This window comes from Thermincola sp. GK-1 (assembly GCF_059412445.1).
The window spans coordinates 51268-76657 of sequence record NZ_JBSQAT010000006.1 but is presented as its reverse complement, the minus strand read 5'-3'; the positions used below and the strand labels follow the sequence as shown (position 1 = coordinate 76657).

The following is a 25390-nucleotide window of genomic DNA, read 5'->3' as shown; positions in this document are numbered from 1 at the left end:
CGCACTCTCGAATAATCCAGAAGAGAATGGCCCAGAGCAGAGAAATCTAATCACGTGATCATCTCCGTTGATTAAATTTTTGATAGAACATGTGGGAACAGGGGGTGAAATAATGTCCTATGAAGCGCTGGGGATGGTGGAGACAAAGGGTCTGGTGGCGGCCATTGAAGCTGCGGATGCTATGAGCAAAGCAGCCAATGTTGTATTAATCGGTTACGAAAAAATCGGGTCCGGTCTGGTAACCGTTATGGTCAGGGGTGATGTAGGCGCTGTTAAAGCGGCTACTGATGCGGGAGCGGCCAGCGCCCAGAAAGTCGGGGAACTGGTATCTGTGCATGTAATACCCAGACCCCATACTGATGTTGAAAAAATCTTACCGAAACTGGAGTAATCACATAACGCTTTGGAGGTGTACAAACTGTGAGTGATCAACTGGTGGAAAAAGTGTTGAACGAAGTTATGAAAAAAGTAGCTCAGGATATGGCCAAACCTGAGGCTCCGGTGTTGGAAAAAGTAACTGAAAACTGCAAACTGACTGAGTTTGTGGGTACTGCAATAGGCAATACCATCGGCCTGGTAATCGCTAATGTAGACAGTGAACTGCATGAAAAAATGGGCCTGGACAAAAAATACCGGTCTATCGGTATTTTTGGCGGTCGGACCGGAGCCGGCCCGCAAATAATGGCTGCTGACGAAGCAGTTAAGGCTACCAATACAGAGGTTGTAGCCATTGAACTGCCCAGGGATACTGAAGGTGGAGCGGGCCACGGCTCTTTGATCATTTTTGGCGCCGAGGAAGTATCTGATGCCCGGAGGGCTGTGGAAGTGGCGTTAAAAGATTTGAACCGGACCATGGGAGACGTTTATGTCAACAGCGCCGGACATCTGGAATTCCAATATACGGCCAGGGCCAGTTACGCTATTCAAAAAGCCTTTAATGCTCCTGTTGGGCAGGCTTTCGGTTTGCTGGTCGGCGCCCCCGCGGCAATAGGCGTGCTTTTATGTGATACGGCGGTAAAAGCGGCCGAAATTGAAGTGATTTCCTACCTTAGCCCCAGCACAACCAGCCATACTAACGAATCTATCCTCGCCTTCAGTGGTGATTCCGGCGCCGTAAGACAGGCGCTGATAGCTGCGCGTGAAGTAGGATTGCAATTGTTATCAGCGTTGGGCGGCCCCTGCAAGTCCCTTACGCAACCTTATATATAAATGCAAACCGTAACAGGCGTTTAAAAAAGTAATTAGTAAAAAGGAGGCATTGACAGATGCGCCGTTCAAAGAGATTTGAAGTTCTCGAAGCCAGGCCTGTTAACCAGGACGGTCTTGTTCAGGAATGGCCGGAGGTTGGTTTAATTGCCATGAACAGTCCCAACGACCCTAAACCGGGAATTAAAATAAGGGATGGCGTTGTCGTTGAACTGGATGGCAAGCCGGCGGAAGAATTTGATATGATAGACCAATTTATTGCTGATTACGCTATTGATGTATCTGTGGCAGAAAAGGTAATGAACATGGATTCTACGGAAATTGCCCGGTTGCTGGTGGATATCAACTGTTCGCGGGAAGAGATAATTAAGCTCACCAGAGGCATGACCCCAGCTAAAATTGTGGAAGTAGTCAGCCAGCTTAACGTGGTTGAAATGATGATGGCTCTGCAAAAGATGCGGGCCCGGAAAACTCCTTCTAACCAGTGTCATGTTACCAACCTGCAAGACAACCCCGTACTCCTGGCTGCCGACGCGGCAGAAGCTGCTGCCAGAGGCTTTGATGAAATGGAGACTACTGTTGCTGTAGTGCGTTACGCGCCTTTAAACGCCCTGGCCATATTAGTAGGTTCCCAGACCGGCAGGGGGGGCGTTATTACCCAATGCGCCGTTGAAGAAGCAACTGAGCTGATGCTGGGCATGAAAGGTTTTACCAGCTATGCCGAAACGGTTTCGGTATACGGAACAGAGCAGGTTTTTGTAGACGGTGACGACACTCCCTGGTCCAAAGCCTTTTTGGCGTCCGCTTACGCATCCCGGGGTCTGAAAATGAGATTTACTTCCGGTACCGGTTCCGAAGTGCAAATGGGCTACGCCGAGGGTAAGTCAATGCTTTACCTGGAGACCAGGTGTATCATGATTACCAAAGGGGCCGGCGTCCAGGGATTACAGAACGGTTCTATCAGTTGTATCGGCATCCCGGGCGCTGTTCCGTCAGGCATCAGGGCTGTTTTGGCGGAAAACCTGATTACCACTATGCTGGACCTGGAAGTAGCTTCCGGCAACGACCAGACATTCTCTCATTCGGACATCAGGAGAACGGCCCGGATGTTGATGCAGATGCTGCCGGGAACAGACTTTATCTTTTCGGGTTACAGCGCAGTACCAAATTATGACAATATGTTTGCCGGGTCTAACTTTGACTGTGAAGACTTCGATGATTACCTGCTCCTGCAGAGGGACCTAATGGTAGATGGGGGTCTCCGGCCGGTAAAAGAAGAGGAAATTATTGCGGTAAGAAACAAGGCCGCCAGGGCTCTGCAGGCAGTATTCAGGGAACTGGGGTTACCCCTTATCACCGACGAAGAGGTGGAAGCTGCTACCTATGCCCACGGTAGCAAAGACATTATCAAACGCAATATTCCTGAAGACCTGAAGGCCGCTGAAGCGCTGATGCGGGGCAATATCACCGGTCTGGATGTGGTTAAAGCCCTGGCCAAGCATAACTTCCATGATGTGGCTGAAAACCTGCTGAACCTCTTGAAACAAAGGGTATCAGGGGACTATTTGCATACATCGGCAATTTTTGATAAGAATTTTAACGTGTTAAGCGCCGTAAATAATCCTAACGATTACCGCGGCCCGGGAACAGGTTACCGGCTGAGCCCCGAGCGTTGGGAAGAAATCAAAAACATTGAAAGGGCCCTCAGTCCGGAAAAACTCGGTATTTAAATTAAAGGGGGTGTCATTAGTGCATCTAAACGAAAATTATTTAAAAGAATTGATTACTCAGGTTGTAGCGGAAATTAGTCAAAATGCTTTACAACAGGTGGAGAATAAGAAAGAGGAACTGACAGGTAAGGGAGAGGCTGACACAGGTGCCGCGTTGCTGAAAGTAAAAGGGCCGGCCCGGCAAGGGGTTAAGGCGGATGAGGTTGTAATCGGCGTGGGACCTGCCTTCGGGCTGGGCCAGCATAAGACCATAGTAGATATTCCTCATGCTACAGTTTTACGGGAAGTTATTGCCGGGATAGAGGAAGAGGGAGTATCTGCCCGGGTTGTCCGTGTGAAACATACCAGCGACCTGGCTTACATCGGCCTTACGGCCGCCAAGCTGAGCGGTTCGGGGATAGGTATCGGCATCCAGTCCCGGGGCACCACAATCATTCATCAGAGAGATTTACTTCCGTTGAACAACCTGGAACTATTCCCCCAGGCGCCGCTTCTTACCCCTGAAACCTTCCGAAAAATCGGTAAGAACGCAGCAAAATATGTCAAGGGAGAATCTCCGGACCCTGTGCCCACTTTGAACGACCAGATGGCCAGGCCCAAATATCAGGCGAAGGCAGCCCTTCTGCACATCAAGGAAACGGAGTTTATCCAGCCGGACAGCCAGCCTGAAGAGTTGGAATTCAGTATATAACGGAAAGGGGTGGGATAAATGTCTGACTTTAATAGGAAAGATCTCGAAACACTGGTTCGTGAAGTGGTAAAGACATTTTTAGCCAAGGAAACGGGCATTGGTGAAGTAGGAAACGGAGAAAAAGACAATTGCCCGACTTCAGTGACAGGCAGTTCCGACAGTTGTCAGGAAGTCGGCTTGCAGGACTATCCCCTGGGAACCAAGCGGCCTGAACTGATTAAAACGCCTGCCGGAAACAGGCTTACCGACATAACCTTAGCCAAAGTAGTTGAAGGTGAAATTAAATCGGACGACTTGAGGATTACGCCGGAAACCCTGCTGCTGCAGGCGCGCATTGCGGAAAAGGTAAACAGGCCCCAGTTTGCCCAAAACCTCAGGAGAGCTGCGGAGCTTACAAAAATTCCGGACCAAAGGGTCCTTGAAATATATAATGCCTTGAGACCGTACCGTTCAACGAAAGAAGAACTCCTGGCCATTGCAGATGAACTGGAGAACCGTTACCAGGCTAAAATTAACGCCGCTATGGTCCGTCAGGCTGCAGAAGTATACGAAAAAAGGAACCGCTTGCGGAAGTAGCATGGAAAATGGGCGCTAAAATAATTGCCGGAGTTGATGTGGGCAACTCAACTACCGAAGTGGCCATAGCGGAGTATTTTAACGGCTTTAGGTTTTTGGGCGGCGGGTTAACAAAGACTACCGGGATTAAGGGTACCGTTGATAATGTGGTAGGTATTATTAAAGTTCTTAAGGAAACAACGGCTTCTATTGGTATCAGCTTAAATGACATTGATTTAATAAGGCTCAACGAAGCTACGCCGGTCATTGGCGATGTGGCCATGGAAACTATCACCGAAACTGTTATTACAGAGTCTACCATGATTGGCCATAATCCCGCCACTCCCGGTGGAGCAGGCTTAGGGATTGGGACAACTGTAAGGTTAAGTAACCTGGACGGCTGCCCGCCCGGTAAACAAGTAATTGTGGTGGCTGACCAGGATGTGGATTTCCGTACTGTGGCTGAGCAGTTGAATAGGGCCGTTGCGCGGGGCGTGGATGTACAGGGGGCTATCCTGAAAAATGATGACGGGGTTTTGGTTGCTAACCGGCTGAATAAAATCATCCCTGTCATAGATGAAGTGGAATACATTGACCGCATCCCTTTAAATATGGAGGCGGCCGTGGAAGTTACGGCGCCGGGGGAAACAATCAAGGTCCTGGCCGACCCTTATGGGATAGCTACTGTATTTAAGTTAACGCCCGAAGAAACCAAGCTGATTGTACCGGTAGCCAGGGCGCTGATCGGTAACCGTTCAGCAGTGGTTATCAGAACCCCGCGGGGTGATGTGAAAACGAGGCGCATTCCTGCCGGCAAACTATCTATTCTGGGTGCACGACAGAGATTTGAAGTGGATATCCAGGCGGGTGCGGAAAAAGTCCAGGAAGTAATTGAGAGTGCCGGCAAACTGGAAGACGTCAGGGGAGAGCCCGGAACCAATGTCGGCGGTATGATCGAACGTATCAGGCATGTAATGAGCGACCTAACCAACCAACCGGTGCACAACATGAAGATTCAGGATATTTTGGCCGTAGATACCTTTATACCTCAGAAAGTCCAGGGTGCTCTGGCAGGCGAGTTTTCTCTGGAAAATGCCGTGGGACTGGCAGCCATGGTGAAAACCAACAAACTGCAGATGCAGGAAATCGCCGAAAAACTGGCCGGGGAATTAGGTATTAAAGTGGAAATTGCCGGCGTGGAGGCAGAGATGGCTGTACGTGGCGCCCTGACCACTCCGGGTTCGGACAGGCCCCTGGCCATTCTCGATATGGGGGGCGGTTCTACCGATGCAGCTATCATCGACAGAGAAGGCCACATCAATTCTGTGCATCTGGCCGGCGCCGGAGATATGGTCACTCTGCTGATTAATTCCGAGCTTGGCCTGGACAATCCCGGGCTGGCGGAGGAAATCAAGCGGTATCCCTTAGCTAAGGTGGAGTCCCTGTATCATATCCGGACAGAAGACGGGAGCGTACAGTTTTTTGACAAGGCCCTCGACCCCAGGCTTTTTGCCAGGGTAGTAATCTTAAAAGAAAAGGGAGTTATGGAGCCTATTCCGGTTAAGGATTCCCTAGAAAAGATAAAACTGATCCGTCAGGAAGCCAAGAAAAAGGTGTTTGTGACCAATGCAGTCAGGGCATTACAGCGGGTGGCGCCCCACGGAAATATCCGTAATGTGGAATTTGTGGTTATGGTTGGCGGTTCAGCGCTGGACTTCGAAATTCCGGGATTTATCTCCGACCGTTTGGCTGAATACGGAGTAGTGGCGGGCCGCGGTAATATCAGGGGGCAGGCAGGACCGCGGAACGCGGTTGCCACCGGCTTGGTGCTCTCCTATGAAGAGGCAGGTGGCATAAATTGAATATGGAGCAGGAATTGGAACGCCGGCCTGTTATAAGTTTACTGCGCCCGCGTGGGTTGGACGCGGACAGGAAATTTTCAAAATTGGTTTCTGCCATAAAAGCCGGTATGGAAGAGGAATCAGTGCCGTGGCTGGAAGGAGAGGAAGAAGGTACCTTAAGCGCCGCAGAACTGGCTTTGCGGGGAGCCCGCCAATCCAGACTGGGAGTAGGAATAGGGATAGACCCCGCCTGTTCCATAGCTGTTTATTTTAACCGTGGTGAAAATTCGGAGCCCCTGTTCCTGTTATCGGCGGATTGGGCTTCTGAAAAAGTGGCCAGGTTAGTGGGTACAAATGCGGCACGATTGGTGAAAAAAATACCTTTTAAAGATCTGGCCGGGTTAGGCCATAAACAGTAATGAAGGAGGGTAGTTATGATCAGACAAGCCCTCGGACTAATTGAGGCTGTGGGAATGCCGGCAGCAATTGCTGCGGCGGACGCTGCTGCCAAGGCCGCCAACATAAGGTTGCTGGGATATGAACTGACCAAGGGTGGCGGCCTGGTAACCGTAAAACTTGAGGGGGACGTTGCTGCTGTAAAAGCGGCTGTTGAAGCCGGAGCAGCGGAAGCCCGGCGGGTGCACGACGTCCGTTCGGTCCATGTAATACCGCGGCCTGCCGGAGATACCGGAAAAATGGTGCTGGCAGAGGGAGCGCTCCGGGAAGCAACAGCAGAATCTGAAACAGTAGATACAGAAACAAAAGACCCAATAAAAAGAGAAACAGAAGCAAGAGAACCTGAAGTGAGGCAAACGGGTAATGTGGAAGGCAATGCAATAAAAGCCAATGCCAACCCAACCGGGAGTGAGGAAAACGATTCAGGGACGAATGCAACAACTGCGCCCGGAGGTCCCGGCGAAAAGGGTGTAAAAACTACGGAGACAACAACGGCCAGTATTCCTGATAAGACCGGTACGGGCGAGGAAACGGGCGGTCGGGATGAACCCGACGATGGGCCCAAAAACAGGGGCGCCAAGAAGAAAAATAAAAAGGGTTAAAGGTTGACATGTCTGACCCAATACGCAAATTAACAAGGACTTAAATCAAAAAAACTGCTTAAGGAGGGTTTTAAATGAAAGGCGAAGCTCTGGGAATGGTTGAAACAAAAGGGCTGGTTGGCGCCATTGAGGCTGCTGACGCCATGGTGAAAGCCGCTAATGTGACACTTATCGGTTATGAAAAAATAGGTTCAGGTCTGGTTACTGTGATGGTCAGGGGCGACGTCGGCGCTACCAAGGCAGCAACAGATGCCGGAGCAGCTGCTGCGGCAAAAGTTGGCGAACTGGTATCGGTGCACGTAATTCCAAGACCTCATACCGACGTAGAAAAGATTTTACCCAAGATTGGCTAAAGACGAAAAAATTCAGTAAGGTCCCTGACAGGCGCCGCTGGCAGGCGCCTGTCACAGACCGGTAATTTGCAGGTGGTGCTATGATAACAGATGAAAACCAACTGGTACAGCAGGTTTTAGAAGAACTGACCAAAAAATTGCAGGGATTCAACTACAACCCCGCCGGCCCGGAGGAGGGCAGCAACGAGGAAGGTCTGGTGCCGATAGGAATCTCCAACCGGCATGTTCACCTGGCCCGCCAGGATGTCGATCTGTTGTTCGGACCCGGGTATGAACTGTCAGTGTTAAAGGAATTGCAGCCGGGGCAGTATGCGGCAAGAGAGACAGTTACTCTGGCCGGCCCCAAAGGTATTATTGAAAAAGTCAGGGTGCTGGGGCCTGTGCGCAAGAAAACCCAGGTTGAGATTTCCCGGGCCGACGGTTTCAAACTTGGGATCAATCCGCCCGTGCGGGATTCTGGCGACCTGGAAGGTACGCCGGGGCTGATTATAATAGGGCCCCGGGGAGCTGTTACCCTGGAGAACGGTGTAATTATAGCCAGGCGGCATATTCACATGAGTCCCGGCGACGCAGAGCGTTTTGGCGTTCAGGACGGGTCCAGGGTCGATGTGGAAGTGCCCGGCCTCAGGGGGGTTATTTTTAAGAACGTTCTGGTGCGTGTCCACAAAGACTTCGAATTGGAGATGCATATTGACGTGGAAGAAGGCAATGCGGCCGGGTTAAACAACCAGGACAGGGTCAGGATTATCGGACCAAGCAGAGGAACTGATGATGATGATTGATTTTGAAAAGCCCAATGAATTGATTGCCCGGATGGAACAAAAAATTTTCTGCCCGGAAAGACCGGACTGTAAGGGCAAGCTTTATACCGGAATTGATTTGGGTACCGCCAATATCGTCGTTACCGTGCTGGATGAAAATAAACAACCCGTTGCAGGGGCCTTGCAGGAAGCCAGGGTGGTTAAAGACGGACTGGTAGTTGACTTCATAGGCGCCATCAACATTGTCAGGAAGCTGGTACAGCAGGTGGAAGAAAAACTCAGTAGGAGCCTGGAAGAAGCTGCTGTGGCCATTCCGCCGGGAACCAGGGCGGAAGATACCAGGGCTATCGTCAATGTGGTCCAGGCTGTCGGCCTCGAGGTGACCAATGTTGTTGATGAACCTACGGCTGCTGCAACTGTCCTGGGCATAAAAGATGGCGCCGTCGTGGATATCGGTGGAGGGACGACGGGAATTTCCATTCTGCGGGACGGCCATGTTATTTATGTGGCTGATGAACCGACGGGCGGCACTCATTTCAGCCTGGTCCTGGCTGGCGCTTACAATATAGGTTTTGAAGAAGCTGAACGGCTGAAGAGAGATCCTGACAAGTACGACCAGGTATTTCCTCTGGTAATTCCCGTTATAGAAAAAGTAGCTGATATAATCAATACCCATATTGCCGGAAGAGATGCCGGGCCCATTTTTCTGGTAGGCGGGACGGCCTGTTTGGAGGGCATTGAAAAAGTAATTTCACGGTACACCGGCTTACCGACTGTCAAGCCTTACAACCCCTTGCTGGTAACTCCGCTGGGTATCGCCATGCACTGTGCATAAGGGAGGTGGCGGCAGTGGAAATGCGAGAGTTAGTAAAATTAATTACCTCCGAAGTATTGAAACAATTAAACTGCCCTGCTCAGCAGGAAGTGCTGGTCCTGTTAACGGGGGGCAGAGCCATATGGCCCAGGGTTAAATTTAAACTGGAGGAAATGAAAAACCGCGGGATTGTTTTAAGGCCGGTCTTGTCGGAAGCGGCCAGCCGGATTTTTGACCCCCAGGAATTAAGCAGGATTTTCGGGGTAACCGAAAATCTTGAAAAAAACGAATTACTTGCCGCAGTAAAAAAATCGTCTCTGGTGATGCTGCCAACCCTGACTGTCAATACAGCCGCCAAGCTGGCCGGCGGGATTCAGGATACGGAGGTTACCTGTCTGGCCGGATGGGCTTTGATGATGGGAAAACCTGTAATAGCCGTCACCAATTCGGCTGATCCCGATTCTCCCGAACTGCAAAGATTAGGGCTCGCCGGCGGTAAACCTGAACATAAAGCCAGGCTCCGGGAAAATCTGAAATCGCTGGCCCGGTTTGGTGTCAAACTGGTGGAGGCAGATTACCTTCTACCAGGTGTCATGCAGGCCCTCGGTTGTGATCCCATCAACAATTCACGAAGGTTTAGAGTTGAAGGCGTGCTGACTTCGGCAAAAGTACAGGCTGCTGCCGCCGAAAACTATAAAATAATTGTTGCGAAAAATACCGTGGTTACCCCGTTAGCTAAAGAAACGGCAGCCGAGGCAGGCATCGAGATCTGCTATGAGTGATGATAGAAAGAGGTGCGGTGATGTATCTAGCAAAAGTTGTCGGAACGGTGGTTTCCACCAGTAAAGACCCTCGGCTCACCGGATGTAAACTGCTTCTGGTTGTGCCGGTAGCGCTCTATCCTCAAAAAGTAGAGTACCCACTGGTGGCTGTGGATTCTGTTGGTGCCGGTATTGGGGAAATGGTTCTTTGCGTTGACGGAAGTACTGCCAGGCGCGCTGTGACAGAAGAAAATGCCCCTATTGATTGCGCTATTGTCGGCATAATTGATGAAGTAGAGACTTGCGGTGATTTGCTGCAGCCGGAAAAACTGTCTCTTTTGGATGGTGAAAAGCAATTATGAAAATTTATACCAAAAAAGGAGACGGAGGAGAAACAACCTTATACAATGGGGACAAGGTTAGCAAGTGCAACCGGCGGGTGGATACTTATGGCACGGTGGATGAAGCCAATTCTTTTCTGGGCGCGGCTAAATCGCTTATTAAATACGAGGACATAAAAAAAATAATTCATCAAATACAGCAGGAGCTGTTTGTGGTAAGCGCTGAGCTGGCCACTCCCGATTCTGCCATGCAGCTTCCTGCCAGAATCCATTATGAACATGTAGAGCGTCTGGAAACATTGATTGACCAATTTACCAAAGAATGTGGCGGGGTCAGAGGTTTTGTAACGCCGGGAGAAAGTCTGGCGGCTTCCTTCCTTGATATAAGCCGAACCGTGGTAAGGCGGATGGAGAGGCTCTTAACCGGTCTTGCCGTTAAGGACCAGATAAATGCCAATTTGTTAGCATATATAAACCGACTTTCAGACCTGTTATTTATAATGGCCAGGGTTGTTGGCCGGCGGGAAATAAAAGAACTCGTAACCAGGTTAGTACTTCGCGAGCTGGAAAGGTACAGCCTTTTACCAAACACCGGCAAAGGGGGGGAGGAAATGAAACTGACTTTGGAACAGGCCCAAAAAGTGATAGCGAAGGCGCAGGAAGAGGCTGAAAAAATAGGTATACCAATGGTCATTGCTGTAGTAGACGACGGCGGGAACCTAAAAAGCTTTCAACGCATGGATGAAGCTTTGTTGGCCAGTGTGGACATAGCAATTAACAAGGCTTATACAGCGCTTGCCCTTAAGATGCCTACCCATCAACTGGCGGAGATTTCTCAACCGGGCCAGGAACTGTACGGCATTGAAGTTACTAATAGGGGCCGCATAGTCACCTTTGGCGGTGGATACCCCATTTATCTGGATGGTTCTCTGGTTGGGGCCATCGGTGTGAGCGGCGGGAGCGTCGAACAGGACAAGCAGGTGGCCGAGGCAGGCATCAAGGCTTTAAATTAACGACTGAGAGGTGAAATAATACATGGCCATTGAAGCGTATCAAATAGAAAAGATTGTTGAGGAAGTTATGAAAAAGATGGTTTCCGGAGGTTCCGGGGACAGCTTTGCCGGCAAAGCCAAGGGAATTTTTGAGTCCGTTGACGAGGCTGTAAAAGCAGCTAAAGCGGCCCAAAAAGAACTGGTCGCTATGCGGATTGAAAAACGGGAAATGCTTTTAAAGGCAATGCGGGAAGCCGCTATAGCCCATGCCGAAGAACTGGCCCGGCTGGCAGTTGAAGAAACGGGGATGGGGAGAGTAACGGATAAGATTATTAAAAACCGTGTTGCTGCAGAGAAAACACCCGGTACAGAAAACCTACAGCCAAGCGCCGTCACCGGTGACAGGGGATTGACCCTCATCGAAAGGGCTCCCTACGGTGTTATTGGGGCCATTACTCCTTCCACTAACCCTTGTGCAACAGTTATAAACAACAGTATCAGCATGGTAGCTGCCGGTAATTCTGTTGTTTTCAGTGTTCATCCGGGGGCCAAAAAGGCTTCGCTTTTAACAGTAGAGATTCTTAACGAAGCTATTGAAAAGGCGGGTGGGCCGGCTAATGTTCTGACAGCAGTTGCCAGTCCGTCCCTTGAAAACACAAATGCTTTGATGAAACATCCGGATATCAAACTTCTTGTGGCTACCGGCGGTCCGGGGCTGGTGAAGGCGGTCTTATCATCAGGTAAAAAGGCCATTGGGGCAGGAGCAGGCAACCCGCCGGCGCTGGTAGACGAGACAGCCGACCTGGAGAGGGCAGCCAAAAGCATTGTAGCCGGCGCTTCGTTTGATAATAATTTGCCTTGTATAGCTGAAAAAGAAGTAATTGTGGTGGACTATGTGGCCAACCAGTTGATCTCCTACATGAAACAGAACGGTGCATACCTGGCTAATGACAGGGAAATTAAAGCCTTGATGGATTTGGTACTGACTAAGAACGAGAACCTAAAGGCAGAAGGATGCACTGTAAAGCCGGAAAGGCTTTATGGAGGTATTAACAAGGAATATGTCGGGAAAGACGCCGCTTACATCATGAAGAAAATTGGAGTTGATATTCCCGAAGACACCAAATTAATTATTTGTGAAGTGGATGAAGACCACCCCTTTGTCCTGGAAGAACTGATGATGCCTATTCTCCCGATTGTGCGGGTGCCTAACGTGCAAAAGGCCATAGAAGTCGGTGTCCGGGTTGAGCACGGCAACCGCCATACAGCGGTAATGCATTCGCAAAATATTGATAACCTGAGCGCTTTCGCCAGGGCAGTACAAACCACAATTTTTGTGAAAAACGGGCCATCCTATGCCGGTATCGGTATAGGCGGTGAAGGGTATACCACCTTCACCATTGCAGGCCCTACAGGCGAAGGACTTACCGCCGCCAGCAGCTTTACCAGGCAGCGCCGCTGTGTATTAGTTGACGGTTTCTCCATTGTTTAGATGGGCAGGTGAAGTGAGATGTCTAAAGAAGCCATTGCGGCGATTCAGAAAGCCGGAGTAGTGGGAGCAGGTGGCGCCGGGTTCCCGGCTTATAAAAAACTGGATGCGAAAGTAGATGTAGTTGTCGTCAACGGCGCTGAGTGTGAGCCTTTACTGCGGGTTGACCAGCAGTTAATGGAAAAAGAGGCCCGTTTCCTGACGGACAGCCTGTTAAAGGTTTTGGAGATAACAGGAGCTTCCAAAGGTATATTTGCTCTCAAAGCCAAGTACACGGCAGCGGTGGAGGCCCTCGAAAAAGCCATTAAAGGTTCCGGCAAAATTGAATTAAAGCTGTTAGGGGATTTTTACCCGGCAGGAGACGAGCAGGTTTTGCTCTATGAAGCTACGGGGAGGATAGTACCTGAGGGTGGCATTCCAGTGCACGTGGGAGCAGTTGTTACCAATGTGGAAACCTTGTTAAATGTCGGACATGCTTTGGCCGGCAAACCTGTAACGGAGAAATATGTTACTGTTACAGGCGCCGTGGAGAAGCCCCTGACGGTGAAGGTGCCTGTTGGTATCAGTGTACGGGAATTAGTTGAAACAGCTAATCCTGTGCCGGAAAAGTACAAGGTAATTGAGGGCGGTCCTATGATGGGCACCGTCCTGGAGAACCCAGACAAACCGGTGACAAAAATCACCAAAGGTTTGATTGTACTGCCGGAAAACCACTCACTACTTGCCAGAAAAGAAATAACCATGGCCCATACTCTAAACCGGGCCAGGTCCGTTTGCTGCCAGTGCAACAAATGCACGGAAATTTGCCCCAGGTACCTCTTAGGCCACAGGATGAAACCCCACCGGGTCATGCGGGCCGTGGGACAGGGTATCGGTGGTCTGGCCGGTGATTTGGCCATGGCATTCCTTTGCTGCCAGTGCGGGGCCTGTGAGATTTACGGTTGTGATATGGGCCTGGCGCCTAACCGAATAAACGCGGAACTGAAGAAGCAGTTGCAGGCGGCAGGACTTAAGAATCCTTACAGTAACGCCACACTGCAGGCTAATGCTGACCGGGAAATGAAGAAAATTCCTGTAAAAAGGCTGATAATAAGGTTAAATTTGGAATCCTATAACCTGCCGGCTCCTCTTAGCCCGAAAAACTTCAGTACAAATAGGGTGACCCTTCCGCTGTCACAGCATATTGGCGCTCCCGCCAAACCGGTAGTAAGGCCCGGTGATTCGGTCAAATGCGGAGACCTGATAGCTGAAGCCCCGGAAGGCGCTTTGAGTGTTCCCCTTCATGCAAGTATAAATGGCCGGGTAGCCATGGTCACAGAAAAAGAAATTGTCATAGAGAACTAAAGGAGGTGGAACAATGAAAGCGGCAATAGGTTTACTGGAAATGAAGAGCATTGCCCGGGGTATTACTGCCGCCGATGAGATGGTAAAGGCGGCTGACGTTAAATTACTGCAGGCCATGCCTGTCTGTCCGGGTAAGTTTATAGCCCTGGTGGCAGGAGATGTGGGAGCTGTACAGAGCTCTATAAAAGCAGGGATGGCCCGTGCCGCTGACCAGGTGATAGATACCCTGATTTTGCCCAATGTACACAGGTCAGTTTTCCCCGCCTTATCGGGAACCAACGCTATTGAGAAGATTCGGTCCCTTGGCATTGTGGAGACTTATTCGGTCGCTTCAGCCATTACCGCCGCTGACGTTGCCGCCAAAGCAGCCAGTGTGGATTTGCTGGAAGTGAGGCTGGCCCGGGGGCTGGGAGGCAAGAGTTTTTTTCTCCTGAGCGGAGAAGTAAGCGCTGTCAAGTCAAGTATCAATGCAGCGGTGCAAAAGCTGCGGGAAGACGGGTTTTATGCCGGAGCGGAATTTATTGCGGCGCCGCATAAAGATCTGCTCGCCGCATTAAATTAAATTCATTTTATCAAATTCAAAAAGTTAAGGAGGTAATTCAAATGGCTCAGAAAATCATGATTTCTCCAGGTCGTTATGTACAGGGTGAGGGTGCTATCAGGCAGATCGGTGAACAAGTGAAAAGCCTTGGTAAATTTGCTCTGGTTATAGGGGACAAGATTGCCCTGCCCCTCACCAGGGAAGATGTCCAGAAAAGCCTGCAGGACAATGGGATCAATTTTAAGTTCGAAGAGTTCGGCGGCGAGTGCTCAATGCAGGAAATCAACCGCCTAAAGGCCATTGGTGAAGAGGTAAAAGCAGATGTAATAATTGGCATCGGCGGAGGAAAAACCCTCGACACTGCCAAGGCAGTGGCTTACTACATGAACCTCCCTGTGGTGATCGTCCCGACCATTGCCTCCACTGACGCTCCTTGCAGCGCTCTGTCGGTAATTTATACTCCCGAGGGGATATTTGAGAGTTACCTGATTTTACCCGCTAACCCCAATTTGGTACTGGTTGATACCGGCATAGTGGCTAAGGCGCCTGTACGCCTCCTGGTTGCCGGAATGGGTGATGCCCTGGCTACCTGGTTTGAAGCTGACGCCTGTGCCAAGGCTGCGGCCAAAAATATGCCCGGTGGTGCTGCTACCCAGTCGGCCCTTGCCCTGGCCAGGTTATGCTACCAGTTGTTAATTGATTATGGTTACAGGGCCAAGTTGGCAGTAGAAAAGGGTGTGGCTACTGAAGATGTTGAAAAAGTGGTCGAGGCCAATACCCTGTTAAGCGGCCTTGGTTTTGAAAGCGGCGGCCTGGCCGCAGCCCACGCCGTACACAACGGCCTTACCGCGCTGGAAGAAACTCATCATTATTTCCATGGTGAGAAGGTTGCTTTTGGAACTCTGGTGCAAATGATTATGGAAAACCGCAGCAATGAGGAATTGCATGAGGTTCTGGAGTTCTGCGTTTCTGTGGGACTGCCTGTAACATTAAGACAAATTGGTGTAACGGAAGTTACTCCCGAGAAAATCAGGAAAGTTGCTGAAATGTCCTGTGCAGAGGGGGAAACAATCTATAACATGCCGTTCCCCGTAACTCCTGATTTGGTATACAACGCCATTTTAGCGGCCGATGCCATTGGCGAAGCTTTTCTGGCTGAATAATCTTACTGAAAATATTGTTGCATACATTACTGAAGCTTCCGGGTTTGCCCGGAAGCTTCTTTCTAAAAAAACAAAGGGTTGGTTTAAATTGAAACTATTGAGCCAGATTGCCATTATTTTAATTATTTCTTATATCGGAGATACAGTTAGCAAGTTGCTTTCTCTTCCCATACCGGGGAATGTGCTGGGAATGGCCATTCTCCTGGCCTGCCTTGGTGCGGGAGTCATTAAAGTGGAAATGGTAGACCGAGTAAGTAAGTTAATGTTGGATAACTTAAGCTTTTTTTTCATTCCGGTCACTGTCGGCCTGATAACTTTAATGAATTTGCTGCATGGCAAATGGCTGGCAATTGTAATTATATGTTTGTTTTCTACCGTCGTTACTATGGTCTCCACAGGTCTTACTGTCCAGTTATTAGGGAGGAAACTAAATAAATGACTGCACTGTTAAATTCACCGTTATTTGGTATTGGCATTTCAGTATTGGCCTTTCAATGCGCCCTGATTATATACCGGAGATTCAGGATTGCTCTTTGCAATCCATTGCTGGTTAGTGTAATTATCATTACGGTTTTCCTTTCGATATTCCATATTTCTTTTGCAACTTATAATAAGGGAGGTCGTTTTATCTCATATTTTCTAGGTCCCACTACCGTTATTTTAGCCGTTCCGCTGTATCAGCAATTATCCCTCCTGAAGGATCACCTTATTCCCATAATTGTGGGCATAACTGTCGGCAGCGTCGTCAGTATAACAAGCGTATTTTTTTTGACTAAGTTATTCGGCATTACAGGAGATTTAGCTGTTTCCTTGCTGCCCAAATCGATAACTACCCCTATTGGTATTGAAGTCGCCAAGCAAATCGGCGGCATTCCTTCCGTCACGGCGGGGGCGATAATAGTTACCGGTATGATAGGCGCTGTTATAGGGCCGTTGATTTGTAAGTTATTTGGTATCAGGGATGAAGTTGCCGTGGGGATAGCTATGGGTACTTCTGCTCATGCAATTGGAACCACAAAGGCCATTGAACTTGGGCCGGTCCAGGGGGCTATGAGCGGCCTGGCCATAGGTTTGGCGGGGTTTATTACAGTAATTTTAGTTCCTTTTTTACTAAAGATACTTTAAAAATTATCTGTTGGCCCCATTATCGGTTAATTAACGCTTATGTCCGGTTAAACCGTTTTGCCCCGGGTTGATAGCCTTTACTCCTTTTGTTATACTTTACTTAACATGTTTTTCTTGCAGTTTGAGGTACAGATTAATAAATTGCAGGAACGGTTGGTGAGTATATGCCTCGTCATCTCCTTTGTTTAAGGGAATTACCGCTATTTCAAGGGCTAAGTGACACCGATTTTTACAGTATTTGCCCGGGGGTGATAAACAGGTCAGTTGCTAAAGGGCAGTTCTTGTTCAGGCAAGGAGAAGACCACCGTACTGTCTATTTAATAAAATCTGGGAAATTTAAACTTATTCAAAATACAGAGGATGGAAGGGAAATAATTATTTCTATCGTCGGTCCTGGGGAAGTGCTGGGAGAAACAGCTTTATTTCAGGATCACGAGTTGCATTTTAGCGCAGTTGCTTTAGAAAATGCACGATTGTGCGGTTTTAGTAGACAGGATTTGGAAATGGTCATTCAACGCAATCCTGGTTTTGCCGTAAAGATAATAAGTCACTTGGCTCGCAAATTGAATACAATTATGCAGCAAGTTAGTGAGACTTCAGGGGTATCTGTTAAAGAAAAGCTGCTACGGTTGTTAATTCGGCTGGCCAACGAATATGGGAAAGTGGCATCCGATATGACAATAATTGAGTTAAATATAACGCAGCAGGAAATGGGCAACTTAATTGGAGCTTCCCGCGTCAAGGTGTCCCAGGTTTTATCAGGGTTAAGGGACGCGGGAATTGTCAGCAAACATGGTAAATATTATACAATAAAAACAGATTTTTGTCTTAAAAATGCCGTTTTTTCTGAAAAACAATAGTTGGCTTAATTAGTGTTAACCTCCTTTTGGAGGTTTTTTTTTAAATGTTAAGGAATTTACAGCGATGATAGTGTTAAAGGGTTAATATGTAAAGGAGGAGGTGATAAAAGTAGTATTGGGTTTAATATCAGGCAGAGTTAATTAGTTAAACAGAGAAAAGTCTTGGAGGTGCTTAATGTGGGTAAGTTAACGGCTGAAATGAAAGAATTTATTGAGGACGTTAAATTATGTGTTGCTGCCACGGCTGACAGCAACGGGATGCCTAATGCATCATTCAAAGGAACGATTCAGGTTCTGGACGACGAAAATTTAGTTTTTGCTGACATTTTTTCAGCCAAAACCAGAAAAAACTTACAGGAAAATAATAAGATATGTATCGTCGTGGCAGACCACAAGAAAATGGTCGGGTACCAGTTTAAAGGGGAAGCTGAACTCCTGGATCAGGGTGAACTCTACGATAAGGTTTGTTCTGCGGTGGAAGGGTTAAATTTAAATCTTCCAAAACCTACATATGTGGTAAAAATAAAAGTAACTGAGATTTACCCGGCGCCTGCAGCCAGTTAATGGGGTAAATGACGGCTTACATTGACCGGCATCGCGGCATCTCCGACTACCACCCAGGCCATGATCCACTATTTTTGGCATACCTTTGTAGCCGCCTTCCGGAATTAGATGGGCCATATATTCTTTAGGATCAGTTCCCGCGATCAGGGGTTTGACCGAAGGGTGTTTTTTTCAGGGCCTCCAATAGTTCGTTCTGGTTGATGTGGCGGTCCATCAGGGAAGAAACCAGGGCGCCAACGCCGATTGATAACCGATACCAGATGTTCGGGCGGAACGTGTTTTTGCAGTTCCGCCTGTTGAATAAGTAGACAAAAAAGCAAACGGACAAATTTAGCGAACCGACACAACCGGGTGAACCAAATAGCAAGAAAAATACTGCTAGTTCGCAAAAAAATGGGATTGCTTCGCAAGCTTGTTCATTGCTAAACGCTTCAAAACATGTTATAACATAATAAGTTAGGATTATCGTTGTTGTAACAGTTGGAGGCGAGCCAGTTGAATGTTCTTGCAGATTTACATACCCATACCAATTTCTCGGCAGATGGAAAAGACCATATGGCAGATATGTGCCGGGCGGCTATCAGTAAAGGACTAAGCTATATTTGTTTTACTGATCACATTGATAACAACCCGAGTGATAATGGGTATAAATATTTCAATTACGCGAAGTATTCTGAGACTATAGAACGCATGCGGGAAGAGTTCGGGGACAAAATCCAGGTTCTCAAAGGGATAGAGTTTGCCGAACCCCATTTATATCCCAGGGAATTTGAAGATGTTTTAAAAAAAGATTTTGATATTGTAATGGTTGGCATACACTATCTGGGTGAAACTTATGTCGGAGATAAAGTTATATCAGGAAACTATTCCAAGCAGCAGATATTTCGTGAATACTACAGAGAAGTACTTAAAGCCGTAAAATTAGGTGGGTTTGATGTACTGGCCCATTTCGACCTGCCTAAAAGATACTTTAAAGGATCCTATTCAGAAAAAGAAATGACCCTTGAAATCCTGCAGGAAATGGTAAATAAGGGAATTGCCCTGGAAATAAACACTTCGCCTTTAAGAAGGGGTTTTACGGAATGCACACCTGATTCGGAAATACTTAAACAATATATTGAAGCCGGCGGAACAAAAGTTACCACCGGTTCCGACGCCCATTCATGCGGAGATATTGCGGCAGACTTTGATTATGCACATAAGCTGATAAAAGATTTTCAGGGGATTCCCGGGATATTTAGAGGGCGCCGTTTTATTCCCATTGATTCTTTGTAAATGTTGACAAAGGTTATTTCAAAAGATTCGGGGAGGTTAAATGTTGCAACAATCATTTAACCTCCCCTTGTCGCGTTATGCAATTTGTCTTCAATCTGGGAGGACAGAAAAGGTATAACGGGCACACTGACAGGGAATGATTATTAAAATTTAATGGGTAATATTGGTTTTGAATATTTGACAAGAAATAGAAATAGGATTATAATAATAAATGGGCATATGCCCGTAATAACCTGAGGGAGGAACGCTATAATGTCCAGTGCTTGCAGTACCTGTAGTCAAAAGGAAGGATGCAGTGGAGAAAGTTGTCCCGGCATGCCTGAAAACAAACATAATATCCGTAACGTCATTGCCGTTATGAGTGGGAAAGGCGGTGTCGGTAAAAGTTCTGTTACGGCTATGCTGGCGGTAGCTTTAAAGAACGAGGGTTTTAAGGTGGGTATCATGGATGCTGACGTTACCGGCCCCAGTATACCCAGGCTTTTTGGTTTACACGGTAGGCTGAAAAATGGAGAAAAGGGCATTCAGCCGGCTAAGACTAGATCAGGAATCGAAGTTATTTCCCTGAACCTTCTTCTTCCCAACGAAGATGAACCTGTAATCTGGCGAGGACCCGTTATTTCAGGGGTGGTGAAACAGTTTTGGACAGATGTTGAGTGGGGCGAACTTGATTACATGTTGGTGGACCTTCCACCTGGGACCGGTGACGTTCCTTTGACTGTTATGCAGACACTGCCCCTAAACGGAATTATAGTTGTTACAACGCCGCAAAGCTTGGTGACCATGATTGTCAAAAAAGCTATTCACATGGCTGACCGGATGCACATTCCTGTCATTGGATTGGTGGAAAATTATACTTATGTTCACTGTCCGGACTGTGACAAACGGATTGAATTATTTGGCCACGATAATACTGAGGAAGCAACGGGGAAGATGGGTGTACCCTTATTAGGTCAGTTACCTTTGGATCCAGAGTTTGCTGCGTATTCTGACCGAGGTGAAATTGAAAACTACTTTGAGGAAAAAACAGACGTGAATGAAACCGTTGCTAATGTGGCACGGTTAATCAGCAAAAAATATAGAGATGAAGTTCAATAATATATAAAAAATTAATTGGAGGGATTTTTTAATGAAGGTTGCCATTCCGAATAACGACGGCGAGGTCAACCAGCATTTTGGCCGAAGCACCGGTTTTGCCATTGTGGAAATTAACAGCGAGAACCGAATTATGGACATTGAGGAAATTTCAGCAGAAGGGCTTCAACACAGGCATGAAGGATTGGCCGGTTTATTGAAAAATAAGGGGGTAGAGGTGGTAATAGTCGGAGGGATTGGGCCAGGCGCCCTGGAAGCCCTTGAATCCCAAGGCTTTAAAGTCCTTTTTGGCGCCTCCGGTCCAATTAAAGAAGTAGCTGAAGCCTTTGCGCGGGGACAATTTATATCGAGAAGAACGGTCTGCAATCACCATGGAGAACACCACCATCATCATGAACATCACCCTGGCAATTGTGCTCACTAAAAGTTACAAGTCTTTCATATGAAAAAATTACAGGTCATTTATCAGCAAGGCCGCAGGTAACAGCCTGCGGTTTTATTCGTTTAACAGGTACTGGAAACCATTCCAATAATTAATATTGAAATATTTCGTCAAATGATACATAATTAATCTGTTTGGGAATTGTCGAAAAACAGGGGTGGTACTGTGAAAAAATATGACGTTATTGTAGTAGGCGCAGGTCCGGCCGGTATTTTTACCTGTTATGAGTTGGCTTTAAAAGCCCCTCATATGAAGGTATTATTAATTGATAAGGGCCAGGACATTTATAAACGGACCTGTCCGATTCTGCAAAAGAAACTGACCAAGTGCCCGCCTCCGACAGAGAAGAAAAAATCCGGCGGCTGCTTACCCGCCTGTTCGATAACAAACGGTTTTGGCGGCGCCGGCGCTTATTCGGACGGAAAATTTAACATTACCACCGAATTTGGGGGTTGGATGACTGATTATCTGCCACCTTCTGAAGTATTAAATTTAATTAAATATGTTGATGCAATTAATATCAAACACGGCGCCAATTCAGTGGCCACAGACCCCAATAATCCGGCGGTAAAAGACATTGAAAAGCGCGGGCTTGCCGCCGGGCTGAAATTGCTGCGGGCCCAGGTAAGGCATTTGGGAACGGAACAAAACCTGGAAATTTTAAAAAGTATTTTTGAGTTTCTCAACGGATACATTGATATGACATTTGCGACAGAGGTGGCCGATTTAATTACTGAAAAAACCGGCGAAAAATACATGGTTAAGGGTGTTATTACAAAATCTGCAGAAAAATTCTATGCCGACAAAGTGGTCATTGCGCCCGGGCGGGACGGCTCGGAATGGTTTTCCGAAATTCTGAAACGGCACGGCCTGGAAATGGTCAATAACCAGGTGGATATAGGGGTTCGTGTGGAAACCCTGGACATCATTATGGAAGAAATCAATGAACATTTATATGAAGGTAAGTTTATTTACAGGACTTCCGTTGGCACAACAGTCCGGAGTTTCTGTAACAACCCGTCCGGTCACGTGGTCATTGAAAACCATTCCGGTGTGATGCTGGCTAACGGCCATGCTTACAAAGATAAGAATTTAGGCAGTAACAATACAAACTTTGCCTTACTGGTTTCCCACAAATTCTCTTATCCTTTTGATAAGCCCATAGAGTATGCCAAGTCTATTTCCAGACTGGCTAATGATTTATCCAATGGCAGTGTTTTGATTCAGAAATTCGGTGATATACTGAACGGCCGTAGATCAACAGAGAAAAGAATTAAGGAAGGTTTTGTGGAACCAACCCTAAAAGAGGCCGTACCCGGCAACCTGGCCCTGGTGTTGCCATACAATACAATGAAAAGTATCATAGAAATGATTCAGGCTCTGGATAAAGTGACGCCTGGGATTGCCTCAGAGCATACCCTGCTTTATGGTGTGGAAGCTAAGTTTTATTCTTCCCGCCCGAACCTGACCAATCATTTCGAAACGGAAATAGAAGGTTTATACGCAGGCGGCGACGGGGCCGGTATTACCCGCGGCCTGGCTCAGGCCGGCGCTTGTGGTGTAGTTATAGCAAGAGATATTATTGACAAGATGCAAAAGTAAACTTAACCCCTGTCTTACTGACAGGGGTTTAAATTTACCGTAATCTGAAAAATTCCGATTCTTTACGCAGGTTTTTAATTAATTCGTCCAGTTTGTTAATGTCGGAAATAATCTGGTTGGTATTAATAGTAAACTGCTCTATGGAGGCGCTTATTTGCTGGGTTGAGGCTGCATTTTCTTCTGCTATGCTGGAAATGTTTAGAATAGAATTATTGGCAGTGTCGCTTTCGGCAGACAATTCATCGGTAATCTTGTTGTTTTCCTCTGTAATTCCGGCGATAATGTTGATGGCCTCGGTTATCTCTTTACTTTGGTCCTTCATGTTATCCATGGCGGCATTAATTTCTTCTACCTGGGCCGCTGCCTTGTTCACAGCTTTGATGATATTCCGCAACGCTGTTCCGGCCCGGTAAGCTACTTGAGCGCCTTCTTCAACGTCGGCCGTGGCTTTGGTCATTTCCTTGTTTACTTCTTCGGTTTCGAGTTGGATACCGGCAATCAGGGTCCTGATTTCTTCCGTTGATTTCCGGCTGTTTTCGGCAAGTTTTCTTACTTCGTCGGCGACAACAGCAAAGCCTTTACCGTGCTCACCGGCCCTTGCGGCTTCAATAGCTGCGTTCAGCGCCAGTAGATTGGTTTGTTCAGCAATATTATCAATGACTTGTACAATTTCGCCTATCTGGTTGGATCGTTCGATCAGGGAATTCATTTTTTGAGCTATGTTATCTACCATGGTTTTAATGCCTTTTATATCTTCGATAGTTTCGTCCACCAGGTCTTTTCCTTCAGTTGCGGCGGCATAGCTGTTTTTGGTATCATCCACAATCAGTTTGGTATTATAGACCACTTTATCAATGGCTTCTGCCATTTTATTGATGGTTTCCACTGTTCTTTTTACACTTTGATTTTGTTGGTAAGCGCTTTCTTTAACAACTTGCGATGCCTTGTTCAGTTTGCTGATAATGGCGGAAGTTCTGTGGATGTCTTCAGCTTGTGACTGGCTGCCGACAGAGATCTGTTGAATGGCCGCCGTTACCTGTTCAATAGCGGATAAGTTGTTCTGTGAGTTGCTATTTAAAGTATCGCTGGTTTTCACCGCATTGTCTATGGCCATGAAGATGTTGTAAAGGAACTTCTTCAGGTGTTTATACATCAGTTGCAAAGAATTGCCCAGGTCTTCGAGCTCGTCGTTGGTTTTAATGACTTCAATATTACTAATCTTTTCGGTTAAATCGCCGTTAGAAATCCGGTTGGTTAAATCTTTCAACAGTTTGACCGGCCTGTTTACATTGCGAATAAGGTAAACAGTGAAGCCCACCGATATAATAAGTACCACAACAATTATAATTCCCAACTGCCAGGCAAGGGCTTGCAGGTTTTCTTGCACTATGCGGTTTATTACATCACTGTTTCCGACCTTTGCGGCTATTAATTGATCGCCTATTCCTGCAAACTTAGTATAGGCCAAAACAGCCGTGAGCACCATGGACCAAAATACAATAGTAAAGGCGCCGCAAATCTTATAAGCAATTTTGACTTTAATATGTTTTCACCTCCGAAAATTAATAACAGAATCTATGTCCATTATTCGACAAAGTTTTCCATTTTCCTTTTTTAAATATAGTAAAAGTGTAAATGAACTATTTTAAGAATTCCTGGAAGGAAAGGAACGGGAACTGCCGAAGTAAAAAGTACATCCTTTTACTTAAAAAATGAGGAGGGAAATATGGACTGGAAACTATTACCCCCTGATTTACAGGAGCTGGCCGAGCACCACACCCATCTTTGCCCCGGAGTCCTGATTGGTTATAAAGCCTGCAAGTATGCTGTGGACATTATCGGTCTGTCCGAAAATATGCTGGTTATTGCCGACAGGGAAAGCTGCGGTAACGACGCAGTGCGTTTCCTGTTAAAATGCGATTCGGAAGCAGGTAGTTTTATCTGCCGGAACGGAAATGGTTTCTCCTGGTCTTTTTACAACAAGGATGAGGAAGAAGGGGTTACCCTTACCCTTAATGCCAATGTAATGAAACAGGTGTCGGGGGACAGGGAGCAGGCCATGTTATGGTTGCTTAATGTGCCTGCCGACGTATTGTTTACAGTACAGCCCTTTATACCGGAAGAAAACGGGAGCGCTGGCGAATAGGGGTGATTAAGCACTTTGGGGAACTTAAATATTTTCCCGAGCGAGGCTCCAGTTTAATCCGCCGGTTTTTTATGGAGGGGTGGGTGGGGTGCAGTAGCTCCTTAACGGTAGCCTCAGCACCCCACCCACCCCTCCGCTGTTGAGGGTAGGCATTGTACCGGTGTGACAACCCTTGTATCGTAGTCGTAGATAACCGCTATGGAGGTAAAACAATAAGTTGCGACTTAGTGGAGGGCGGATAGACAGTGTTTACGACAGTGAGGGCTTGAAATTGCCGTTTCCGACACGGACGTCGGAAACCCGGCCATTGAGTCACGGATGACGATTTGGCCGGGTTCGGCAATTTCAACCGAACGGAGTTTACACTGTCTCCGCCCGTAACTTTTAGGCAACGTTTACTTTATGTGCAGCGGTTTTTCCGCCGAAACTGCAATATAAGCCATCGGGTTCGGGAACGCTGCCTGAACGGCAAGGGTTTGCAGCACTAAGCTCCCGGGTAGCGGAGACACCCTCCTACCCTGCCGCCATTCTCCAGCATAAAGCTCCGTGGTAGCGGAGAGCTCACCCACCCCTCCCATAGACTGGCTTGGATATTACCACCAGGGCCTAAAGCCCGACCAGGGTCCGAACCAGGGTCTGAA

At 47.5% G+C, this 25390-nt stretch carries 29 protein-coding genes; 27 read left to right on the top strand and 2 right to left on the bottom strand.

The genetic code is table 11. The features are described from left to right. Positions 1–112: 112 nt before the first annotated feature. The 26 genes from eutM (at position 113) to ACSNJE_RS07385 (ending at position 22603) form a co-directional block, all read left to right on the top strand. Positions 113–391 (top strand): ethanolamine utilization microcompartment protein EutM, encoded by a 279-nt coding sequence (gene eutM / locus ACSNJE_RS07510; protein WP_052218559.1) that lies wholly within the window; start codon positions 113–115, stop codon positions 389–391. 29 nt (positions 392–420) lie between these two features. Continuing rightward, positions 421–1209, top strand: a complete 789-nt coding sequence (pduB, locus tag ACSNJE_RS07505; RefSeq protein ID WP_052218560.1) for a propanediol utilization microcompartment protein PduB — start codon at positions 421–423, stop codon at positions 1207–1209. A gap of 56 nt (positions 1210–1265) precedes the next feature. Further along, positions 1266–2936 (top strand): propanediol/glycerol family dehydratase large subunit, encoded by a 1671-nt coding sequence (locus tag ACSNJE_RS07500; RefSeq protein WP_052218561.1) that lies wholly within the window; start codon positions 1266–1268, stop codon positions 2934–2936. Between the two features lie 19 nt (positions 2937–2955). Then, positions 2956–3627: a propanediol/glycerol family dehydratase medium subunit gene (locus ACSNJE_RS07495; protein WP_052218562.1), complete on the top strand. Its 672-nt coding sequence runs from the start codon at positions 2956–2958 to the stop codon at positions 3625–3627. An 18-nt stretch (positions 3628–3645) separates the two neighbouring features. After that, entirely contained in the window at positions 3646–4203 is a 558-nt protein-coding gene (locus ACSNJE_RS07490; RefSeq protein WP_052218563.1) for a diol dehydratase small subunit, read from the top strand. A gap of 8 nt (positions 4204–4211) precedes the next feature. Then, positions 4212–6044, top strand: a complete 1833-nt coding sequence (locus ACSNJE_RS07485) for a diol dehydratase reactivase subunit alpha (protein ID WP_052218564.1) — start codon at positions 4212–4214, stop codon at positions 6042–6044. A 2-nt stretch (positions 6045–6046) separates the two neighbouring features. Then, positions 6047–6442 (top strand): glycerol dehydratase reactivase beta/small subunit family protein, encoded by a 396-nt coding sequence (locus tag ACSNJE_RS07480; protein ID WP_461568333.1) that lies wholly within the window; start codon positions 6047–6049, stop codon positions 6440–6442. A 15-nt stretch (positions 6443–6457) separates the two neighbouring features. Further along, positions 6458–7081, top strand: coding sequence for a BMC domain-containing protein (locus ACSNJE_RS07475; protein ID WP_495252357.1), 624 nt, complete (start codon positions 6458–6460; stop codon positions 7079–7081). Positions 7082–7155: 74 nt separating this feature from the next. After that, the gene (gene pduA, locus ACSNJE_RS07470; protein ID WP_013119518.1) at positions 7156–7434 is read left to right on the top strand and encodes a propanediol utilization microcompartment protein PduA; all 279 of its coding nucleotides are present in this window, start codon (positions 7156–7158) and stop codon (positions 7432–7434) included. An 80-nt stretch (positions 7435–7514) separates the two neighbouring features. Further along, on the top strand, positions 7515–8216 hold the full coding sequence (locus tag ACSNJE_RS07465; protein ID WP_495252356.1) for a phosphate propanoyltransferase: 702 nt from the start codon (positions 7515–7517) through the stop codon (positions 8214–8216). Between the two features lie 31 nt (positions 8217–8247). After that, positions 8248–9030: an ethanolamine utilization protein EutJ gene (gene eutJ, locus ACSNJE_RS07460; protein ID WP_242843592.1), complete on the top strand. Its 783-nt coding sequence runs from the start codon at positions 8248–8250 to the stop codon at positions 9028–9030. 20 nt (positions 9031–9050) lie between these two features. Further along, a complete protein-coding gene (locus tag ACSNJE_RS07455; RefSeq protein ID WP_242843593.1) occupies positions 9051–9791 on the top strand; it encodes a flavoprotein in 741 nt (246 codons plus the stop codon). Positions 9792–9811: 20 nt separating this feature from the next. Next, the gene (locus ACSNJE_RS07450; RefSeq protein ID WP_013119522.1) at positions 9812–10132 is read left to right on the top strand and encodes a EutN/CcmL family microcompartment protein; all 321 of its coding nucleotides are present in this window, start codon (positions 9812–9814) and stop codon (positions 10130–10132) included. After that, complete coding sequence (locus ACSNJE_RS07445) at positions 10129–11124, top strand: cob(I)yrinic acid a,c-diamide adenosyltransferase (protein ID WP_495252355.1); 996 nt, start codon at positions 10129–10131, stop codon at positions 11122–11124. The genes ACSNJE_RS07450 and ACSNJE_RS07445 overlap by 4 nt, the downstream gene beginning before the upstream one ends. Positions 11125–11146: 22 nt before the next feature. Continuing rightward, positions 11147–12595, top strand: coding sequence for an aldehyde dehydrogenase family protein (locus tag ACSNJE_RS07440; RefSeq protein ID WP_495252354.1), 1449 nt, complete (start codon positions 11147–11149; stop codon positions 12593–12595). An 18-nt stretch (positions 12596–12613) separates the two neighbouring features. Beyond that, a complete protein-coding gene (locus tag ACSNJE_RS07435) occupies positions 12614–13936 on the top strand; it encodes a 4Fe-4S dicluster domain-containing protein (protein ID WP_474773725.1) in 1323 nt (440 codons plus the stop codon). Between the two features lie 13 nt (positions 13937–13949). Beyond that, positions 13950–14498: a BMC domain-containing protein gene (locus ACSNJE_RS07430; RefSeq protein ID WP_474773726.1), complete on the top strand. Its 549-nt coding sequence runs from the start codon at positions 13950–13952 to the stop codon at positions 14496–14498. A 41-nt stretch (positions 14499–14539) separates the two neighbouring features. Then, on the top strand, positions 14540–15640 hold the full coding sequence (locus tag ACSNJE_RS07425) for a glycerol dehydrogenase (RefSeq protein WP_013119527.1): 1101 nt from the start codon (positions 14540–14542) through the stop codon (positions 15638–15640). Beyond that, a complete protein-coding gene (locus ACSNJE_RS07420) occupies positions 15615–16079 on the top strand; it encodes a CidA/LrgA family protein (RefSeq protein ID WP_495252353.1) in 465 nt (154 codons plus the stop codon). The genes ACSNJE_RS07425 and ACSNJE_RS07420 overlap by 26 nt, the downstream gene beginning before the upstream one ends. Continuing rightward, positions 16076–16765: an LrgB family protein gene (locus ACSNJE_RS07415; protein WP_495252352.1), complete on the top strand. Its 690-nt coding sequence runs from the start codon at positions 16076–16078 to the stop codon at positions 16763–16765. Before ACSNJE_RS07420 ends, ACSNJE_RS07415 begins: the two co-directional genes overlap by 4 nt. Positions 16766–16929: 164 nt before the next feature. After that, entirely contained in the window at positions 16930–17625 is a 696-nt protein-coding gene (locus ACSNJE_RS07410; protein WP_083436931.1) for a Crp/Fnr family transcriptional regulator, read from the top strand. 177 nt (positions 17626–17802) lie between these two features. Continuing rightward, positions 17803–18189 carry a pyridoxamine 5'-phosphate oxidase family protein gene (locus tag ACSNJE_RS07405; protein WP_013119531.1) on the top strand — a complete coding sequence of 129 codons (387 nt, stop codon included), beginning with the start codon at positions 17803–17805 and terminating at the stop codon, positions 18187–18189. Positions 18190–18684: 495 nt separating this feature from the next. Continuing rightward, the gene (locus tag ACSNJE_RS07400; protein WP_495252351.1) at positions 18685–19464 is read left to right on the top strand and encodes a histidinol-phosphatase HisJ family protein; all 780 of its coding nucleotides are present in this window, start codon (positions 18685–18687) and stop codon (positions 19462–19464) included. Between the two features lie 252 nt (positions 19465–19716). Beyond that, a complete protein-coding gene (locus ACSNJE_RS07395; protein WP_495252350.1) occupies positions 19717–20562 on the top strand; it encodes an Mrp/NBP35 family ATP-binding protein in 846 nt (281 codons plus the stop codon). Between the two features lie 31 nt (positions 20563–20593). Next, positions 20594–20983 carry a NifB/NifX family molybdenum-iron cluster-binding protein gene (locus ACSNJE_RS07390; protein ID WP_495252349.1) on the top strand — a complete coding sequence of 130 codons (390 nt, stop codon included), beginning with the start codon at positions 20594–20596 and terminating at the stop codon, positions 20981–20983. Between the two features lie 183 nt (positions 20984–21166). Beyond that, positions 21167–22603: an NAD(P)/FAD-dependent oxidoreductase gene (locus ACSNJE_RS07385; protein ID WP_495252348.1), complete on the top strand. Its 1437-nt coding sequence runs from the start codon at positions 21167–21169 to the stop codon at positions 22601–22603. 34 nt (positions 22604–22637) lie between these two features. On the opposite strand, the gene ACSNJE_RS07380 is transcribed toward ACSNJE_RS07385, so the two are convergent. Next, positions 22638–24071 carry a methyl-accepting chemotaxis protein gene (locus tag ACSNJE_RS07380; RefSeq protein WP_495252347.1) on the bottom strand — a complete coding sequence of 478 codons (1434 nt, stop codon included), beginning with the start codon at positions 24069–24071 and terminating at the stop codon, positions 22638–22640. A 258-nt stretch (positions 24072–24329) separates the two neighbouring features. Here ACSNJE_RS07380 and ACSNJE_RS07375 point away from each other — a divergent pair, with 258 nt between their 5' ends. Further along, positions 24330–24749: an FmdE family protein gene (locus ACSNJE_RS07375; RefSeq protein ID WP_495252346.1), complete on the top strand. Its 420-nt coding sequence runs from the start codon at positions 24330–24332 to the stop codon at positions 24747–24749. Positions 24750–25144: 395 nt separating this feature from the next. On the opposite strand, the gene ACSNJE_RS07370 is transcribed toward ACSNJE_RS07375, so the two are convergent. After that, complete coding sequence (locus tag ACSNJE_RS07370) at positions 25145–25318, bottom strand: hypothetical protein (RefSeq protein ID WP_495252345.1); 174 nt, start codon at positions 25316–25318, stop codon at positions 25145–25147. Between the last annotated feature and the right edge of the window lie 72 nt (positions 25319–25390).

Excerpts from the sequence above, each read along its gene's own strand:
- ACSNJE_RS07450 (WP_013119522.1), top strand. The coding sequence starts at position 9,812 with ATGTATCTAGCAAAAGTTGTCGGAACGGTGGTTTCCACCAGTAAAGAC.
- eutJ (WP_242843592.1), top strand. The coding sequence starts at position 8,248 with ATGGAACAAAAAATTTTCTGCCCGGAAAGACCGGACTGTAAGGGCAAG.
- ACSNJE_RS07475 (WP_495252357.1), top strand. The coding sequence starts at position 6,458 with ATGATCAGACAAGCCCTCGGACTAATTGAGGCTGTGGGAATGCCGGCA.
- eutM (WP_052218559.1), top strand. The coding sequence starts at position 113 with ATGTCCTATGAAGCGCTGGGGATGGTGGAGACAAAGGGTCTGGTGGCG.
- ACSNJE_RS07415 (WP_495252352.1), top strand. The coding sequence starts at position 16,076 with ATGACTGCACTGTTAAATTCACCGTTATTTGGTATTGGCATTTCAGTA.
- ACSNJE_RS07445 (WP_495252355.1), top strand. The coding sequence starts at position 10,129 with ATGAAAATTTATACCAAAAAAGGAGACGGAGGAGAAACAACCTTATAC.
- ACSNJE_RS07375 (WP_495252346.1), top strand. The coding sequence starts at position 24,330 with ATGGACTGGAAACTATTACCCCCTGATTTACAGGAGCTGGCCGAGCAC.
- ACSNJE_RS07465 (WP_495252356.1), top strand. The coding sequence starts at position 7,515 with ATGATAACAGATGAAAACCAACTGGTACAGCAGGTTTTAGAAGAACTG.
- ACSNJE_RS07430 (WP_474773726.1), top strand. The coding sequence starts at position 13,950 with ATGAAAGCGGCAATAGGTTTACTGGAAATGAAGAGCATTGCCCGGGGT.
- pduA (WP_013119518.1), top strand. The coding sequence starts at position 7,156 with ATGAAAGGCGAAGCTCTGGGAATGGTTGAAACAAAAGGGCTGGTTGGC.
- ACSNJE_RS07500 (WP_052218561.1), top strand. The coding sequence starts at position 1,266 with ATGCGCCGTTCAAAGAGATTTGAAGTTCTCGAAGCCAGGCCTGTTAAC.
- ACSNJE_RS07435 (WP_474773725.1), top strand. The coding sequence starts at position 12,614 with ATGTCTAAAGAAGCCATTGCGGCGATTCAGAAAGCCGGAGTAGTGGGA.
- ACSNJE_RS07395 (WP_495252350.1), top strand. The coding sequence starts at position 19,717 with ATGTCCAGTGCTTGCAGTACCTGTAGTCAAAAGGAAGGATGCAGTGGA.
- ACSNJE_RS07390 (WP_495252349.1), top strand. The coding sequence starts at position 20,594 with ATGAAGGTTGCCATTCCGAATAACGACGGCGAGGTCAACCAGCATTTT.
- ACSNJE_RS07440 (WP_495252354.1), top strand. The coding sequence starts at position 11,147 with ATGGCCATTGAAGCGTATCAAATAGAAAAGATTGTTGAGGAAGTTATG.
- ACSNJE_RS07485 (WP_052218564.1), top strand. The coding sequence starts at position 4,212 with ATGGGCGCTAAAATAATTGCCGGAGTTGATGTGGGCAACTCAACTACC.
- ACSNJE_RS07455 (WP_242843593.1), top strand. The coding sequence starts at position 9,051 with ATGCGAGAGTTAGTAAAATTAATTACCTCCGAAGTATTGAAACAATTA.
- ACSNJE_RS07425 (WP_013119527.1), top strand. The coding sequence starts at position 14,540 with ATGGCTCAGAAAATCATGATTTCTCCAGGTCGTTATGTACAGGGTGAG.
- ACSNJE_RS07490 (WP_052218563.1), top strand. The coding sequence starts at position 3,646 with ATGTCTGACTTTAATAGGAAAGATCTCGAAACACTGGTTCGTGAAGTG.
- ACSNJE_RS07410 (WP_083436931.1), top strand. The coding sequence starts at position 16,930 with ATGCCTCGTCATCTCCTTTGTTTAAGGGAATTACCGCTATTTCAAGGG.
- ACSNJE_RS07480 (WP_461568333.1), top strand. The coding sequence starts at position 6,047 with ATGGAGCAGGAATTGGAACGCCGGCCTGTTATAAGTTTACTGCGCCCG.